This window comes from Adhaeribacter radiodurans, assembly GCF_014075995.1.
Lineage (GTDB): Bacteria > Bacteroidota > Bacteroidia > Cytophagales > Hymenobacteraceae > Adhaeribacter > Adhaeribacter radiodurans.
In genome coordinates, this window is sequence record NZ_CP055153.1 from 3,619,979 (window position 1) to 3,637,702 (window position 17,724).

Consider the following 17,724-nt stretch of genomic DNA (forward strand, 5'->3'; position numbering starts at 1 on the left):
AAAATTGAAAGAAGCTATTTTAAACACGATGAATAACCTTATTTTGGCGAGTAAACAGTACTGACCTTTAACACTTTAAATGCGTACTACGGTTATAGTACTATAAAATGCACTTTTCATTTTTATTTCTTTTTCATCCTTTACTTTCCTGCCAGGCCTTTTAAAGGTATTTTTCGGGTCAGTAAAGTTGCAAATAGCTTTTGGGTTAGATTACCAGCAGGTACAAACCAAAGATTTCAGGTATTTACAAATAAAACTTTTCAAGAAAAATTTAGTTGTAAGCGAAAAGTTTAAAGCACATAATATAGTTTGTACCCGGTACAGATTACTTAAAATTATTCTGGTAAAGTAGGTCAGGAAATGAATAATTTATCTATTTTGTCAGGTAATATGCGAACAATCATATAGAATTCTTAATTTTTATTAAACTCATAACACATGCACAATACCATAGAGAAAGCAGCAGGAAAGCTTGGTATATTAACCCCAGGGTTAGGAGCGGTAGCCACCACCCTTATTGCGGGAGTAGAAGCAGTAAAAAAGAATTTGGCCCAACCCGTTGGTTCCTTAACCCAAATGGGGAACATTCGGTTAGGAAAAAGAACCGAAAATCGTTTTCCCAAAATTAAGGATTTTGTACCTCTGGCCGACTTAAACGATATTGTTTTTGGTGGCTGGGACGTATATAGCGATAATGTGTTTGAGGCGGCCATGAAAGCCAAAGTTTTGGAGCCCATGCTTTTGCACGCGGTAAAAGCCGAACTGGAGGCAATTAAGCCCATGAAAGCGGTGTTCGACCGGTCTTACATTTCTAACCTGGATGGCGATCATGTAAAACAAGCTGCTACCAAAGCCGATCTGGCTAAAATGGTAATGGATGATATCGAAAATTTTAAGGAAGCCAATGATTGTGCGCGCCTGGTAATCGTATGGTGCGGTTCTACCGAAATTTACCTGGAGCCATCGGCAGTGCACGAAACTATAGAAAATTTTGAAGAAGGCTTAAGGAATAATCACCCGGCCATTGCTCCTTCTATGATTTATGCGTATGCCGCCATTAAGCTGGGAGTGCCTTTTATGAACGGAGCACCTAATTTAACTTGCGACATTCCGGCTTTAATTCAGTTAGCTAAGCAAACCGAAACACCTATTGGCGGTAAAGATTTTAAAACCGGTCAAACTTTAATGAAAACCATTTTGGCCCCTGGCTTGCAGGCCCGGGCTTTAGGTATTAAAGGCTGGTTCTCTTCTAATATTCTGGGTAACCGCGATGGCTATGTTTTAGATCATCCGGATAACTTTAAAACTAAAGAAGTTTCGAAGTTGAGCGTGCTGGAAGATATTTTGCAACCGGAAATGAATCCTGAATTATACGGCGAAATTTACCACAAAGTACGGATTAACTATTACCCTCCTCACGGCGATAATAAAGAAAGCTGGGACAATATTGATATTTTTGGTTGGTTGGGTTACTCCATGCAAATCAAAATTAACTTTTTATGCCGCGACTCTATTTTAGCGGCCCCAATCGTGTTGGATTTAGCTTTATTTAGTGATTTGGCTAAAAGAGCTGGTATGTCTGGTATACAGGAGTGGTTATCTTTTTACTTTAAATCACCGCAAACGGCTCCGGATCTTCGCCCTGAACACGATATTTTTAAGCAATTAATAAAGCTGCAAAACACCTTACGCCACATGATGGGCGAAGACTTAATTACTCACTTAGGTTTAGACTATTATCAAGATCTAATGGAAGCTATGTAAAAATTATTAAAGTAAAATTAAACGCAGGCTTTGTTTAAGGACATCATTCAATTTTAAGTTTAAAAAGTAAAAATCAGGAATAAAAAACTAAAATTTTTGTTCCTTTTACATTTAAATGTTACAATATAAATACGGATTTACCAAAGTAATAAATACGGATTTTAGTACCTACCCCTTTCTTTTATACTTTGAAAATAAAGCCTTTAGTAATCTGTTACTAAAGGCTTTTAGCTGTTTATTAAAAATATTTCTTAATTTAATTTTACTATTCAATACCTAATAAACCCTAATAGTAGCTTCTTCTTCTACAAACCATTTATTTTTAATTTCGTTTTAGGACAATAAATCAAACAAAGGGATAGTTCTATACGCTTTGCTTATTGAAAAATTTTATCTCACTTACTTTAATTAGCAGTACAACAGTAAAAGCCGGCGCTCCTAAGAGCAGCAGGTTTATCTTTGCTTTAAATCGCTGCAAACCTAAGTTAAAGGCAGATTTAAAAAATTTCTCAGTTGTTTTATTGATTAGCATTCTGGCTTCCTTTGTTACCAAAGCACTTATACATGTAAGAAATAGAAAGTCTTTTTTAAGACTGGAATAACTCTTTTATGTTAGATAGCTTTATCATTATTGCTCTAAAAATTAAAAATTATATAACACCAACGAAAAACTATGACGAAGAAAGTATTGATTACGGGAGGTGCCGGGTTTATCGGGTCGCACCTGGCTGACGAATTACTAAATTTTGGGTATGAAGTGAGAGCGTTAGATAACCTTTCGGAACAAGTACACGGAAAAAATTGCCAGCGCCCTGAATATTTGAATCCGGAAGTAGAATTGATCGTTGGCGATGTGCGGGACAAGAAAGTTGTTCTGGAAGCCTTGGAAGGCGTAAGTGCGGTGTTTCATTTTGCCGCTATGGTAGGGGTTGGCCAGAGCATGTACGAAATCCGGGAATACACCGATGTAAATAATACCGGAACAGCCGTTTTACTCGAATGCTTATCGCAAAAACCCGTTGAGAAATTAGTAGTTGCCTCTAGCATGAGTATTTACGGCGAAGGTTTATACAGAAATGCCGCCGGCGAATTAGTAACAGCCATGGAGCGACCGCTGGAACAATTAAAAAGCGGCCGGTGGGAAGTGCTTGACGAAAATGGCGAAGAACTAAATCCTATTCCTACTTCAGAATCTAAAATGCCGTGCCTGTCATCGGTTTATGCTTTATCTAAATACGACCAGGAGCGCATGAGTTTAATTGTGGGCCGGGCGTATAGTATTCCTACCGTGGCCATGCGTTTCTTTAATGTTTACGGCACCCGTCAGGCTTTATCAAACCCGTATACCGGCGTATTAGCCATTTTTGCTTCCCGGTTCCTGAACGATAATCCGCCTATGATTTTTGAAGATGGGCAACAGCAACGTGATTTTGTGCACGTGCGCGATGTTGCATTAGCTTGTCGTTTAGCTCTGGAAACCCCCGAAGCCGATGGTAAAGTATTTAACGTAGGTAGTGGTAACAATTACACCATTTCTGAAATTTCGGAACGTTTGGCCCAGGTTTTAGGCAAAGAACACCTGAAAGCGCAAATTACGGGCAAGTACCGGGTAGGTGATATTCGGCATTGCTACTCTGATATTTCTTTAGCTAAAGAAGTTTTAGGTTTTTATCCGCAGGTAGATTTTAATAGTGGTTTATCAGAATTGGCCGAGTGGCTCGAAGGACAAATAGCGCACGACCGGGTAAATGAGGCAAGTGCCGAATTAGCCGCCCGGGGATTAACCGTGTAAGTTTTACCACCGCCATTTTTCTAATTAAATCTGAAGCACTAAATGTTAATGGATATACTTTCTAATAATATTGAAAATAAGAACCAGCCGCTAGTTGGTTTGGTAGAGTGGTTCCAGCCAGGAGAGCAAGCCCGGGTCGAAAAAGTACTCGCCGAATTAAAAGAACTAGGAGTAACAGAATTGCGGACTGGTATTTCCTGGAACAGTTATACTACTCCGGCAGGTAAAGATTGGTACCAATGGCTGCTCTCCCGTTTAGCCCAGCAAGTAAAAGTATTGCCTTGTTTCCATGCTACTCCACCAGCTTTAGGTGTTGCCTCCCTAACTTCTTCTCCTTTAACTAACCCAACTGAATTTGCTGATTTTTTAGATGTTTTTATAACAGATTTAGGCGGGCATTTTGAATGGGTAGAACTCTGGGACGAGCCGAATAACAAACTGGAATACGATTATACGCTCGATAATAATTGGCAACGGTTTACCGAAATGGTAAGTACTGCCGCTCAATTAGCGCAACAACGTGGTAAGAAAACGGTATTGGGAGGCATGCGTCCGGTAGATCCTAACTGGTTGCAGCTCCTATTCGACAGAGGTGCAATGCAGCATATAGATGCCGTTGGAGTGCACGGGTTCCCCAATGTGTTTGATTTAAATTGGGAAGGTTGGGAAGAAACTATTGTTAAAGTAAAAGCAGTATTAAATCAAAATAATTCTTCTGCTGAAATCTGGATTACTGCGGCCGGTTTTTCGACCTGGCAGCACGATGAGTACCAACAATTAGAGGAATTTCGGAATGTTTTAAAAACTACCGCTAATAAAGTCTTTTGGTATAGTGTTCATGATCTTGACCCGGATTCATCTTCCCTAAGTGGTTTTCATGTGGATGAACGCGAATATTTCTTCGGTTTACAACGCGCCGATGGCAGTCCTAAATTATTGTACCGGCTTTGGGCAGAAAACGGCATAAAAGGCTTAAACAAACTAACCTGCATTAAACAAAAAACCAGTTTTAACTCCGCCGGAAAATATAGCTTAATTACTGGCGGTGCCGGATTTGTAGGGACTAATTTAGCTAAACGCTTATTGCAGGAAGGAAAACGGGTTTTAATTTTAGATAACCTTTCCCGTACCGGCGTTGAAAGAAATTTACAATGGCTACACGACAACTACGAAGAACGGTTAGAAATTTACGTGGGTGATATTCGTGATTTACCTACGGTTAAAAAGCTCATGAAAAATGCCGATCAGGTATTTCATTTTGCCGCTCAGGTTGCCGTAACTACTTCCTTAGATTTACCTATTAATGATTTTGAAATAAATGCCCGCGGCATTATCAACGTTCTGGAAGCTATCCGGGCCCAAGATAATCCGCCGCCACTGGTATTTACCTCAACCAATAAAGTATACGGTGGCCTCGAAGATTTACTATTTATTGTCGATGGCTCCCGCTATAATCCTTCGGATAAAACTATTCTGAAACACGGTATCAGCGAGGCGCGACCTTTAGATTTTCATAGCCCTTACGGCTGCTCTAAAGGTGCCGCCGACCAATATGTAATTGATTATGCCCGTACCTATAATATTCCGGCAGTAGTTTTCCGGATGAGCTGCATTTACGGTCCGCACCAATACGGTAACGAAGACCAGGGTTGGGTAGCCCACTTTGCCATTCGCGCCATCGAAAACAAACCCATCAGCATTTACGGCGACGGCAAACAAGTGCGGGATGTATTGTTTGTAGAAGATTTAGTAGATGCTTTCTTGTTGGCGCAGCAGCACATGCCTAAAATTTCTGGTCAGGCCTTTAACATTGGCGGCGGTCCGGAAAATACCACCAGCTTACTCGAATTGTTAGAGCTTATCGGCGAATTCCAAGGCCAGAAAGTACCGTTAAATTTCAGTGATTGGCGGCCCGGTGATCAACATTATTACGTTTCGGATATTAGTAAATTTAAAAAAGCAACCGGTTGGTATCCCAAAAATTCAGTACAAGTTGGGGTGTCTAAACTGTATAAGTGGTTATGCGAAACCCGGGGTATAGAAGTACCCGTTGATTTCTCTCTGCAGGAAAAAAATGAAGTGTCTAAAGTAGTTGTTGCTTAATGAATCCAGAAGTAGTTGCCTTACCTGAAATAGCTGATAAAATATCAACCATGCGGGCTGCCGTTGTAGTAGCTCCGCAAATCATAGAAATTACCGAAGTACAATTACCTGAACCCGGACCAACCCAGATACGCCTTAAAATGGAGGGCTGTGGCCTTTGCGCTTCCAATATTCCTGTTTGGCAAGGCCGCGAATGGTTTACTTACCCCATTGAGGCCGGTAATCCGGGCCATGAAGGTTGGGGAACAGTAGATGCTATCGGGAAAGACGTAACACATGTACAAGTTGGGGAACGCATAGCCGCTATTACGTATAACGCGTACGCCGAATACGATTTGGCGGAAGCTGAATCTATAGTAAAATTACCTGCTTCATTTAATGGAATTCCTTTTCCGGGTGAGCCGTTAGGCTGTGCAATCAACATTTTTAAACGGTCTGGTATTCAAGTTGGACAAACAGTAGCTATTATTGGCATTGGTTTTTTAGGCGCTTTGTTAATTCAATTAGCTAAAAACGCGGGTGCTAAAGTTATTGCTCTGTCGCAGCGCGATTTTTCTTTAAAAATTGCGCAAGATTGTGGGGCCGATGAAATTGTTAAGCTCGATGACCATTGGCAAATAATTGAAAAAGTAAAAAATTTAACCGGAGGAACATTTTGCCCGCGCGTAATTGAATGTACCGGGAAAGAGTGGCCATTAAACTTAGCCGGTGAATTAACCGCTGAACGCGGTAAATTAATAATAGCCGGTTATCACCAGGATGGAATGCGTGCGGTAAACGTGCAACTTTGGAACTGGCGGGGCCTCGACGTAATTAATGCCCACGAACGCGACCCCAAAATTTACCTGCAAGGCATGCACGAGGCGGTAGATGCCGTTTTATCCGGACGGATGAATCCGCAACCGCTTTATACCCATACCTTTCCCTTCGAAAATATAGCCGAAGCTTTCCAAGTGCTCCAAAACCGACCCGACGGATTCATGAAAGCACTCATTAAATTTTAGACATGGAATGTTAGATAGTAGCTTTTGGTAAAGATTTAATTCTAGGTACTAAAAGCTAGCGCGAGCATCTGAGCTTGTGGTTTTATTGCCTGGCCTCCAGCCAGAATAGATGAACTTATAGCTAACATCCAGTCTTGAAAAGGAGCTTAGGACTAGCAATACTAAGTGTTTGCTAAGACGAAGGAAATAAAGTTAGTCTCTCAAATGGGAAGCTACATGGCAATGGAGTAACTAGCCTTATAAGTTGTTGGAATTGTAAAACCATTGGGGTTTCCTATACTAAAACAAAGAAGTTTACTACAAACTTATTTTGTACACTTAACATGCAACAAGATTCAAAAATAAATAACGTTACATCTACCACGATTGATACAGTTTCCAAACTCCCCAAGTTAGGTTTCTTAGGCGTGGGATGGATTGGCCGTAACCGGCTGGAGTCCATTGCCAAGCACAAAGCCGGCGAAATTGTCTATGTTTCGGATCCTGTATTAGCCAACACCGAAGAAGTTTTAAAATCAACTCCTCAAGCCAAACTGGTAACCTCTCTGGAACAGATGTTAACCGAAGAGGTTGATGGAGTTGTGATTGCTACTCCCAGCGCTTTACACGCCGAACAATCTATAACTGCCCTTAACGCCGGTAAAGCAGTTTTTTGCCAAAAACCTTTAGGTCGAAACCGAATTGAAACCCAAAAAGTAGTAGAAGCAGCTCGCCAAGCCGATAAACTTTTAGGAGTAGATTTGTCTTATCGGTATACCCAAGCCATGCAGCAAGTTTATCAGGTTATCCAATCAGGCGAAATAGGTGAAATTTACGGCGTGGAATTAACCTTTCATAATGCCTATGGTCCGGATAAGCCTTGGTTTTACGATCCTAAATTATCTGGCGGGGGCTGCATAATAGATTTGGGCGTGCATTTAGTAGATTTAGCTTTGTGGGGTTTAAATTTCCCGGTGGTAGAAAGCGTAACTAGCAGCTTGTTCAGCAAAGGCAAACGAATCACTAACCCCGACCAACAAGTAGAAGATTATGCTACCGCTAGTATTCATTTACAAACCGGCACCCACGTACAATTAACTTGTTCCTGGAATTTACCGGCTGGTCAGGAAGCTATTATTAGTGCTGTATTTTATGGTACAAACGGCGGCGTAGCTTTTAAAAATCAAAACGGTTCTTTTTACGATTTCGTGGCGGAACGTTATTATGGCACCAGAACCGAAATACTTTACTCCTCCTCCGATAATTGGTCTGGGAGAGCGGGGGTAATTTGGGCGAACCGCTTGGCCGCTGGTGAAAAATTTAATCCGGAAGCCGAAGAATTTGTAAAAGTGGCCGAGGTGTTGGATAATATCTACGGCAGATAATTCATGAACCAGGCTGCCAAACCCCTGCGAATATTGATGACTGCCGATACCATCGGCGGTGTCTGGACCTACACGATTGAATTAGTCCGGGCATTAGGACCAGAAAGAGCCGAAGTGGCTTTGGCAACAATGGGGGCTCCCATTTCAGTTACGCAGCGCGAAGAATTTAAATCCCTTGCCAACGCGACACTTTTTGAAAGTTCCTTTAAACTGGAATGGATGGACAATCCGTGGAAGGAAGTGGATGCCGCCGCCAACTGGTTGATGCAAATAAAAGAAGAATTTAAACCGGATTTAATTCACCTCAACAACCTTGTTCATGGCCATTTAAATTGGAGAAAACCTGTAATATTGGTGGTGCATTCCTGCGTACAATCCTGGTGGCAAAATGTAAAAAAAGAAAAAGCGCCGGATTACTGGCAAGAATACCAGAAGCGGGTAACCCTAAGTTTACAAGCCGCCCATTTGGTAGTAGCCCCTACTCTAGCCATGCTCGAAGAAGCCGAAACATTTTATGGCCCTTTCCAGAATCATTTAGTGGTTCATAATGGTCGGGATTTAAATTTATTCCGGTACCAACCCAAAGAGCCTTTTATTTTCAGCATGGGCCGGGTTTGGGATGAAGCCAAGAATATTAAACTTTTAACGGAAATAGCTCCCCAACTGAGCTGGCCCGTAATAGTGGCTGGCGACGCTAAACATCCAAGCACGGGTGAAATTTTAGATTTACCAAATGTTAAGTTCGTAGGTTATCTAGGCCAATCAGAAATAGCTGATTATTTAAGCCGGGCATCTATTTTTGCCCTACCTGCCAAGTACGAGCCTTTTGGTTTATCGGCTTTAGAAGCAGGATTATCCGGATGCGCATTAATTTTAGGAGATATTCCCAGTCAAAAAGAAATCTGGCAGCACGCGGCTACTTACGTTAATCCCGAAGATGCGGATCAACTATTGGCTACCTTAAATAAGCTAATTTCCGATGAATTTATCCGCAATATTTTCAGCTTCCGGGCGATAAAAGTAGGCTTGCAGTTCAGCGCGAAGCAAATGGCTTTCGATTACGAGCAAGTATACCAACAACTTTTGGAAGAAGTAGATATTAATTAAAATAAAGACGCCTTAATTTAACATAATAATGAAAATAGTCCTTTTTTATCATTCCCTGCTTTCGGACTGGAACCATGGTAATGCCCATTTTTTAAGAGGCATTGTGCAGGAATTAAAAGCCCGGCACCACCAGGTACAAGTTTTTGAGCCAGAGAATGGCTGGAGTTTACAAAATTTAGTAAATGAATACGGGCAGGAAAAATTAAAGGAGCTTCAACAATACTACCCCGGTTTAGAAACTAATTTCTACAATCTAAAAACGCTCGATTTAGACGTTATTTTACAAGATGCCGATTTAGTGTTGGTGCACGAATGGAGCGAGCACGAACTGGTAAAGCGAGTAGGAGAACATCGCACCCGCAGTAACTACAAACTCTTATTCCACGATACGCATCATCGGGCTGTGACCGAAAAGCAAAGCATGGCCGCTTACGATTTAACCCATTACGACGGTGTTCTGGCATTTGGAGAGGTAATTAAAAATATTTACCTGCAGGAAAAATGGACTAAAAAAGCCTATACCTGGCACGAAGCCGCCGACACAACCGTGTTTTATCCGCATTCCAAAACGGAAGTAGAAGGAGATTTAGTTTGGATTGGTAACTGGGGCGATGAAGAAAGAACCGCCGAATTGCACGAATTCTTAATTAATCCGGTAAAAGATCTCGGCCTGAAAGCAAAAATTTATGGCGTGCGTTACCCTGAACATGCTTTAAAATCACTAGCGGATGCCGGAATAGAATACGGCGGGTGGTTACCCAACTACAAAGCACCTGAAGAATTTGCTAAATATAAAGTAACCGTACACGTACCACGTCGGCCTTACGTGCAAGCTTTGCCGGGCATTCCCACCATTCGTCCGTTTGAAGCGCTTAGTTGTGGCATACCGTTAATAACTGCTCCCTGGGAAGATGCCGAGCATTTGTTTACGGCTGGTCAGGACTTTTTGGTAGCGCAAAATGGCGAAGAAATGAAAAAGCACCTGCAAACAATTCTTTCGGATAATAACAAAGCTCAGGAATTAGCAACCACCGGCTTAAAAACCATTCAGCAACGACATACCTGTGCGCACCGGGTAAACGAACTGGAAAAAGTGTGCGAAAAATTGGAAATAGATTCTGCCAAAATTTACGGGAACAAGAACGAAGAAACAGTTTATGAAAAATAAAAAACAATTAAAAATAGCTTTTTTTGGCTCCAGTTTAGTTTCCGCTTACTGGAACGGAGCTGCTACTTATTACCGGGGCATTGTGCGGGCTTTACATGAACGGGGTCATCAAGTTACTTTTTACGAACCCGATGCTTACCAGCGGCAGGAAAACCGCGATATACCCGACCCGGATTGGGCTAAAGTAGTGGTGTACCCCGCTACCGAAGAGGCTGTTTTTAAAATGCTGGAAGACGCTACCCACGCCGATATTGTGGTAAAAGCAAGCGGAGTAGGTGTTTTTGATGAACTACTCGAAGCCGAAGTACTAAACCTGCAAACCCCGGAACGTATGGTTATTTTCTGGGATGTAGATGCTCCCGCTACTTTAGACCGCGTGCAAAACAATCCGGAGGATGCTTTTAGGGACCATATTCCTCAGTACGACTTAATTCTCACTTACGGCGGAGGCAATCCGGTTATTCAGGCGTACGAAGCGTTGGGTGCTAAACAATGTGTACCTATTTATAATGCCCTGGATACTGCTACGCATTTTCCGGTAGAGCCCAACCCTAAGTTTGCCTGCGATTTAGCTTTTCTGGGTAACCGCTTACCCGACCGGGAAGCCCGCGTAGAGCATTTCTTTTTAGAAGTTGCCGCTAAACTACCCGAAAGTACTTTTATAATTGGGGGTAGTGGTTGGGGTGATAAACCCATGAGTCCGAATATAAATTATATTGGCCACGTGTTTACCCAAGACCATAATGCTTTTAACTGTACCCCTAAAGCCGTATTAAACATCAGCCGCGAAAGTATGGCCCGTTATGGTTTTTCGCCGGCTACCCGTGTATTTGAAGCCGCTGGAGCCGCCGCCTGTATTATTACCGATTATTGGGAAGGCATCAATTTCTTTTTTGAGCCGGATAGTGAAATATTAGTAGCTAAAGATGGAAACGAAGTGGCTGGCATTATGGCTGCTCTTACCGAAGAAAAAGCAAAAGCAATTGGGAAAGCTGCTTACGAAAAAGTATTGGCGGCGCATACGTATAATCACCGAGCCGACCAGTTAGAACAATTACTTTATAGTAAAATAACCAAAAAAGCCGGAGAGTTAGTATGAAGCCAGCATCCATGAATATCGTTATTCTAGGTTTATCTATTACATCTTCCTGGGGTAACGGACATGCTACAACTTTCAGGGGATTCGTGCGGGAGCTTGCTGCCCGCGGGCACCAGGTTTTGTTCCTGGAGCGGGATGTTCCCTGGTATGCCTCTAGCCGCGACTTACCCAATCCGGGTTATTGCGATACGCAACTCTACGCCTCTTTAGATGATTTAAAATCTCGGTTTACCGAACAGGTAAGGGAAGCTGATCTGGTAATTGTAGGCTCGTATGTTCCCGAAGGAGTGCCCGTTGGGCAATGGGTAATAAAAACCGCGCAAGGTATAAAAGCCTTTTACGATATTGATACTCCGGTTACGTTAGCCAAACTGGAGCGGAAGGATTATGAATATTTACATCCAGATTTAATTTCGCAGTATGATTTGTATTTGTCGTTTACAGGCGGTCCTACATTAGATTTACTCGAGCAAAAATATGGTTCACCAAAAGCTAAACCACTTTATTGTTCTTTTGACCCAGAGCTTTACTTTCCTGATCCACAAGAACTTAAATGGGATTTGGGCTACTTAGGTACTTACAGCGATGACCGCCAACCGCCTTTAGAAAAATTAATGCTGGAGGCGGCTCGTCAATGGCCGAAAGGTAAATTTGTGGTGGCCGGTCCCCAGTACCCCGCTACCATTCAATGGCCAACTAATACCCAATACATCCATCATTTACCACCAGCCGAGCACCGGGCTTTTTACAATAGTCAACGGTTCACTCAAAATATCACCCGCGCTGACATGATTAAAGCGGGATATTCGCCAAGCGTACGGTTATTTGAGGCAGCGGCTTGTGGTACTCCCATTATCAGCGATTATTGGGATGGTTTAGATTCTGTTTTTGATTTTGAAACCGAAATTTTAGTGTCCTATTCCGCTCAGGATACTTTACGTTTTCTGCGGGATATTTCCGAATCTGAACGAAATGCCATTGGGGAAAAAGCCCGCCAAAAGGTATTGAACCAACATACTGCTGCCCACCGAGCTTTGGAGGTAGAGCAATATGTGCAGGAAATTTCCGGAAAGCTAAATCTTCCAACAACCAAAGCAAGTAGTATGGTATAGCCTATTTAAATTACTGCTAAGAAGTAAGGAACGTAAAACTTTAATAATCTAGCCTTATTTTCCTCTTCAATGGCTCCTATTTTATAAGTAAATACTATTCTTTAAAAAGAATAATTGATTCAATATAATTAGTTACACACCAGGCTACAGCAAAATACAGGTAGGTAAAAAATTTATCAAAATTTTCTCATGACCACATTACAACAGGAGATAGATCAACTTAAACCTTGGTTTCATAACATACATTTACCCGATGGTACCCAAACCGCGCCTAATCATACCTTAGGAGATTTTCCGGCGTTTAAATGGCAAGACATTGCCCCTTATATTCCGGAGGATTTAACCAATTGGAAGGTGCTGGACGTTGGTTGCAATGCGGGTTTTTATACGATTGAGTTAGCTAAACGGGGAGCCCAGGTATTGGCTATTGATATAGATCCGCATTATCTAAAGCAAGCAGCTTGGATAGCGCAACAATTTGGTCTGGAAAAACAAATTGAATTCCGGCAATTACAGGTATACGATGTAGCGCACTTAGAGCAAAAATTTGATTTAATCTGGTATATGGGAGTAATGTACCATTTGCGTTATCCGCTACTATCTCTGGATATTCTTTCTCAAAAACTGAATCGTTTAATGGTTTTTCAAACCTTAACTATGCCCGGCGAAGAAGTAGCAGAAGTACCTCAGGACTTAGATTTTAATGACCGGGAAAAAATGCAGCAAGATGGCTGGCCCAAAATGGCCTTTATTGAACAGCGTTTAGCAGGCGATGTCACTAATTGGTGGGCTCCCAACCATGCCGCCATAGAAGCTATGCTGCGTTCTTGCGGTTTAAATGTAATGCATAGACCTGCCCACGAAATATACTTATGCGAGCTAGATACTTCCAATAATAAAAGTGTTCATTCCTGGAACAAATCCGAATACTTGTCCGCAACTGGTCAGAATTGGGAAGAGGCGGTTCAAATGAAAGTAACCAATAAGAATCGTACTCTAACTTCTTAATTTTAGAAAAATATCATAATCCTCTAATAACAAAATGGTTGTAAAGCATTCAGTTTTACTAAAATAACCTTCTTTTTAAATGTTTAAGTTTTACAATTTCAGTGCAAATTAATCTGGGGTTTAGGTGTGAGTAAAACAATGGAGAAACTAGACAATCTGATTCTTCCAAAAGAAAAAACAAGCCTAGCAGAAAAACCACAGACCTTACCTTGGATTCAGGTTGCGCCTAATGCTCCTTACTTTATAACAGAATATGGAGCTAATTGGACGCCTATAGGTCAAAACGATGCTATTACCTGGCCGGAATTTGCTGGTTTATTTCGCCGGAAAAACATAGCCGCCGTTGAAAATCATTTAGCTTACCTGGCCGAAAGCGAGGTTACTTGCTTACGATTTATGCTGGAATATGCGCAAACTGAAAACCGGTATTTAGAAAGACCAGCCGGTAAGTTTCAACCCAACATGATAAAACTTTGGGACGATTTATTTGCCCTTTGCGGGAAATACGGGCTTCGCATATTACTGACTCCTTACGATACTTTCTGGATGTGGATTCGCTGGAAACATCATCCGTATAACAAAGCGAACGGCGGCCCTTGTGCCCGTAGGTCGCAATGGTTGTTGTGCCCCAATACTTTACAGGCTATTAAAAACCGGCTAACTTTTGCTACCGAACGTTGGGGCAGCAGTGGTGCTTTGTTTGCCTGGGATTTATGGAACGAAATTCATCCGGCCCACGCTGAAAACAACACCGAAGGATTTTCTCATTTTGTAAGCGAAATAAGTACCCATTTACGGGAAATGGAAATGCGCCTGTACGGACGTACCCACTTGCAAACAGTTTCGTTGTTTGGACCGGTTTTATACGAGCACCCCGCCGTGGCGGATGTTATTTTCCGGCATCCACAACTCGACTTTGCTACTACCCATTTTTACGACGCTAAAACTATTAACCATCCTAAAGATACTGTTGAATCGGCCATTTGTACCGGGGCTCTGGTACGGGAAGCATTGGAGCATTTACAGCAGCCAAAGCCATTTTTCGATAGCGAACACGGACCCATTCACGCTTTCAAAGATTTACACCGTACTTTACCAGCCCAGTTTGACGACGAGTATTTCCGGCACATTCAATGGGCGCACTTAGCTTCAGGAGCGGCAGGTGGAGGGATGCGCTGGCCTAATCGTCATCCCCACACGCTTACTCCAGGTATGCGAATAGCTCAGCAAAATGTAACGGGTTTCCTTACCTACATAAATTGGAGCGAGCTTAATAGAAAAAACCTGAACGGAGAAATACAAATTTCTTCTCCTGCTTTTAAAGGTTTTGCTTGTGGCGATGATCAGCAAGCAATTGTTTGGTTACTTAGAAAAGACAAATTTAGTAAACTGAATAAATTAAAAATCTTAGACAGATCTGCGAAACCTTTACCGGTAACGATAATTATTCCAGGGTTAGCAACCGGAAAGTTCCGGATATATTTCTGGGATACAGAAAAAGGAAAGCAGATAACTGAAATGGTGTTAGAGAAAAAACAAGAAGAATTAACCGTTTCCATACCACCCATTGTAGCTGATATAGCATTGGCTATTATTAAAATACCAGATTAAATTCTTTCAAGGATTTTAATCTGGTATTTTACAAAATTGAGTAGCTAGTATATTGTTGGATAAGCGTCCGGATCAACGTCGTGCATCATTTCGTACACGGCATCAAAAATATCTTCTACATTAGGTTTAGAAAAATAATCACCATCTGAGGAATAAGATGGTCGATGGTCCTGAGCAGAAATACACCGCGGCGGTGAATCTAACCATTGGTAGGCTCCTTGTCCGTCAATTACCTGCTGCAACATAAATCCGGTGGCTCCTCCCGGCACATCTTCATCGGCAAATATAAGCCGGTTCGTTTTCTTCACCGATTCCAGTATCATACGCGGAAGATCAAAAGGCAATAATGTTTGTACATCTATTACCTCCACCGAAATATTAAATTCGGCTAGCTGCTGCGCCGCTTCCATTACTACCCGGCACATAGAACCATAAGTAACAATAGTAACATGTTCACCCTCGCGTAAAATTTCCGGTATACCCAATGGTACCGTGATCTCCCCTATATTACTCGGCAGTCGTTCTTTTAAACGATACCCGTTTAAACATTCTACTACAATAGCCGGATCATCTGATTTTAACAAAGTATTATAAAAGCCGGCAGCTTGGGTCATATTACGAGGCACCAATAGGTGAATACCCCGCAAAGAACCCAAAATCATAGCCATTGGCGATCCTGAATGCCAAACCCCTTCTAACCGATGGCCCCGGGTACGGATAATTACCGGTGCTTTTTGGCCACCTTTAGTCCGGTAATGCAGAGAGGCTAAGTCGTCGGATAAAGTTTGAAGGGCGTAGATTAAATAATCTAAATACTGAATCTCGGCAATAGGGCGTAATCCGCGTAAAGCAGCGCCCGTACCTTGGCCAATAATAGTACTTTCGCGAATACCGGTATCGGTTACCCGCAACTCCCCAAATTTTTCCTGTAAACCGGCCATACCCTGGTTCACATCCCCAATTTTGCCTACGTCTTCGCCAATGGCAAATAAACGAGGTTCACGGGCCAGAGCCGCCGCAAAGCAAGCCCGTAATACTTCCCGGGCATCTACCATGGGGCTGTTCTCGTCATAAACCGGTTTTACTTCGCCCACCAGCAAAGGCGAATCTTCTGACTGGCTGATTAAGTAAGAATTATAGCGATCGGCATTTTCTCCGATTACGCGTTCCAGCCAACTTATAATATTTTTTTTGTATTGGGATTTTTCCGAGCGTAAATAACGGAGAGCTTTTTTAACGGCCCGAATGGCATCGTACCGGTTGGGTAGGTTATTTTTCCGAAGTTCTTCGGCAATACTGGAAATATGATTGGCGTTAGAATTATCTGTTTCTAAAGCCACCCGCTCTAATAAAGTTAATGCCTCGTTGTGATCTGCTTTTACGCCACCAATATATTCATTCCAGGCAGCTAAACGCGCTTTTCGAACAGATTCCCGGCTTTCTGCCTCCAGATGGTCCAGCATATCGGTTGTGGCATATTCGTTGGCTAAGATCCACTCGCGCATGTACTTTAGGCAATCGTGTTCTTCCTCCCAGGCCAGGCGGTCTTTAGACTTATACCGTTCGTGCGAACCAGAAGTAGAGTGGCCTTGGGGTTGGGTCATTTCCTCAACGTGAATTAGAACGGGCACATGTTGTTCCCGGCAAAGCTCCACTGCGTGCGCATACAAGTTACAAAGGCCTTGGTAATCCCAGCCCTTTGCGGTAAATATTTCGTATCCAGGCTCATTCGGGCTTTCCCGCTGAAAACCGGACAAAACCTTAGATATATTCCCTTTAGTAATCTGATATTCGTTTGGTACCGATATTCCGTAACCATCATCCCACACAGAGACCAACATCGGAACCTGCAATACGCCCGCGGCATTAAAAGTTTCGAAAAACAAACCTTCTGCAGTGGAAGCATTACCAATTGTACCAAAAGCTACTTCGTTGCCATGTACCGAAAAATTAGTAAACTCGTGTAAATCGGAGTTTTGCCGGTATAATTTTGAAGCATATGCTAAACCTAATAACCGGGGCATTTGAGCAGCAGTTGGAGACATGTCAGCGCTGGAATTTTTTATTTCCATCAGGTTTTTCCAGTTACCATCTTCGTCCAGGGAACGGGTGCTGAAATGGCTGTTCATGCAACGGCCAGCCGTGGCCGGTTCTGCCTCTACATCGGCGTGGGCATATAATTGAGCAAAATATTGTTGTAAGGTAAGCTCCCCAATAGCAAACATAAACGTTTGATCCCGGTAATAGCCCGACCGGAAATCGCCCTTGCGAAAATACTTCGCCATTGCCAACTGCGCTACTTCTTTGCCATCACCAAAAATGCCGAATTTCGCTTTTCCCATAAAAACTTCTTTCCGACCGGTGAGACTTGCCTGCCGGCTTTCGTAAGCCAAACGGTAATCGCGAAGAATTTCCTCTCGGCTGAGAGCTTGCTTTTGTACCAGGGCAACAGTTTGCATCATAGTTCCAAATTATAGGGGCAAATTCTAAATCCAAATCAAAATTACGGAAAATTTAGCCGCATTTCAAATCCGTAAACCTCACCACCCATCACAAGGTTCTGGTTTAACGCTAAAATCAGTACTTATGTTT

The 17,724-nt window shown here is 42.4% G+C and carries 12 protein-coding genes; 11 read left to right on the top strand and 1 reads right to left on the bottom strand.

All coding sequences use genetic code 11. The annotated features are described in order from the left end of the window. Positions 1-438: 438 nt before the first annotated feature. The 11 genes from HUW48_RS14700 (at position 439) to HUW48_RS14750 (ending at position 15,132) form a co-directional block, all read left to right on the top strand. Positions 439-1,764 carry an inositol-3-phosphate synthase gene (locus tag HUW48_RS14700; RefSeq protein WP_182411667.1) on the top strand — a complete coding sequence of 442 codons (1,326 nt, stop codon included), beginning with the start codon at positions 439-441 and terminating at the stop codon, positions 1,762-1,764. A gap of 673 nt (positions 1,765-2,437) precedes the next feature. Further along, positions 2,438-3,556 (top strand): NAD-dependent epimerase/dehydratase family protein, encoded by a 1,119-nt coding sequence (locus HUW48_RS14705; RefSeq protein ID WP_182411668.1) that lies wholly within the window; start codon positions 2,438-2,440, stop codon positions 3,554-3,556. Positions 3,557-3,604: 48 nt separating this feature from the next. Then, a complete protein-coding gene (locus HUW48_RS14710) occupies positions 3,605-5,659 on the top strand; it encodes a GDP-mannose 4,6-dehydratase (RefSeq protein ID WP_182411669.1) in 2,055 nt (684 codons plus the stop codon). Then, a complete protein-coding gene (locus HUW48_RS14715; RefSeq protein ID WP_220463936.1) occupies positions 5,659-6,663 on the top strand; it encodes an MDR/zinc-dependent alcohol dehydrogenase-like family protein in 1,005 nt (334 codons plus the stop codon). Before HUW48_RS14710 ends, HUW48_RS14715 begins: the two co-directional genes overlap by 1 nt. Positions 6,664-6,986: 323 nt before the next feature. Beyond that, the gene (locus HUW48_RS14720; protein ID WP_182411670.1) at positions 6,987-8,027 is read left to right on the top strand and encodes a Gfo/Idh/MocA family protein; all 1,041 of its coding nucleotides are present in this window, start codon (positions 6,987-6,989) and stop codon (positions 8,025-8,027) included. 36 nt (positions 8,028-8,063) lie between these two features. Next, positions 8,064-9,134, top strand: a complete 1,071-nt coding sequence (locus tag HUW48_RS14725) for a glycosyltransferase family 4 protein (protein ID WP_182411671.1) — start codon at positions 8,064-8,066, stop codon at positions 9,132-9,134. Positions 9,135-9,162: 28 nt separating this feature from the next. Continuing rightward, the gene (locus HUW48_RS14730) at positions 9,163-10,302 is read left to right on the top strand and encodes a CgeB family protein (protein ID WP_182411672.1); all 1,140 of its coding nucleotides are present in this window, start codon (positions 9,163-9,165) and stop codon (positions 10,300-10,302) included. Beyond that, complete coding sequence (locus tag HUW48_RS14735) at positions 10,292-11,401, top strand: CgeB family protein (RefSeq protein ID WP_182411673.1); 1,110 nt, start codon at positions 10,292-10,294, stop codon at positions 11,399-11,401. The genes HUW48_RS14730 and HUW48_RS14735 overlap by 11 nt, the downstream gene beginning before the upstream one ends. After that, the gene (locus HUW48_RS14740; RefSeq protein WP_246343484.1) at positions 11,398-12,513 is read left to right on the top strand and encodes a CgeB family protein; all 1,116 of its coding nucleotides are present in this window, start codon (positions 11,398-11,400) and stop codon (positions 12,511-12,513) included. Before HUW48_RS14735 ends, HUW48_RS14740 begins: the two co-directional genes overlap by 4 nt. Before the next feature lie 189 nt (positions 12,514-12,702). Continuing rightward, complete coding sequence (locus tag HUW48_RS14745) at positions 12,703-13,521, top strand: TIGR04290 family methyltransferase (protein WP_182411674.1); 819 nt, start codon at positions 12,703-12,705, stop codon at positions 13,519-13,521. 138 nt (positions 13,522-13,659) lie between these two features. Then, positions 13,660-15,132, top strand: coding sequence for a glycoside hydrolase 5 family protein (locus HUW48_RS14750; protein ID WP_246343485.1), 1,473 nt, complete (start codon positions 13,660-13,662; stop codon positions 15,130-15,132). Positions 15,133-15,176: 44 nt separating this feature from the next. On the opposite strand, the gene HUW48_RS14755 is transcribed toward HUW48_RS14750, so the two are convergent. Continuing rightward, complete coding sequence (locus HUW48_RS14755) at positions 15,177-17,591, bottom strand: alpha-ketoacid dehydrogenase subunit alpha/beta (protein ID WP_182416392.1); 2,415 nt, start codon at positions 17,589-17,591, stop codon at positions 15,177-15,179. Between the last annotated feature and the right edge of the window lie 133 nt (positions 17,592-17,724).

Coding starts and splice junctions, on each gene's coding strand:
- HUW48_RS14700 (WP_182411667.1), top strand. CDS start 439: ATGCACAATACCATAGAGAAAGCAGCAGGAAAGCTTGGTATATTAACC.
- HUW48_RS14720 (WP_182411670.1), top strand. CDS start 6,987: ATGCAACAAGATTCAAAAATAAATAACGTTACATCTACCACGATTGAT.
- HUW48_RS14740 (WP_246343484.1), top strand. CDS start 11,398: ATGAAGCCAGCATCCATGAATATCGTTATTCTAGGTTTATCTATTACA.
- HUW48_RS14730 (WP_182411672.1), top strand. CDS start 9,163: ATGAAAATAGTCCTTTTTTATCATTCCCTGCTTTCGGACTGGAACCAT.
- HUW48_RS14745 (WP_182411674.1), top strand. CDS start 12,703: ATGACCACATTACAACAGGAGATAGATCAACTTAAACCTTGGTTTCAT.
- HUW48_RS14755 (WP_182416392.1), bottom strand. CDS start 17,591: ATGCAAACTGTTGCCCTGGTACAAAAGCAAGCTCTCAGCCGAGAGGAA.
- HUW48_RS14710 (WP_182411669.1), top strand. CDS start 3,605: ATGGATATACTTTCTAATAATATTGAAAATAAGAACCAGCCGCTAGTT.
- HUW48_RS14715 (WP_220463936.1), top strand. CDS start 5,659: ATGAATCCAGAAGTAGTTGCCTTACCTGAAATAGCTGATAAAATATCA.
- HUW48_RS14705 (WP_182411668.1), top strand. CDS start 2,438: ATGACGAAGAAAGTATTGATTACGGGAGGTGCCGGGTTTATCGGGTCG.
- HUW48_RS14750 (WP_246343485.1), top strand. CDS start 13,660: ATGGAGAAACTAGACAATCTGATTCTTCCAAAAGAAAAAACAAGCCTA.
- HUW48_RS14735 (WP_182411673.1), top strand. CDS start 10,292: ATGAAAAATAAAAAACAATTAAAAATAGCTTTTTTTGGCTCCAGTTTA.
- HUW48_RS14725 (WP_182411671.1), top strand. CDS start 8,064: ATGACTGCCGATACCATCGGCGGTGTCTGGACCTACACGATTGAATTA.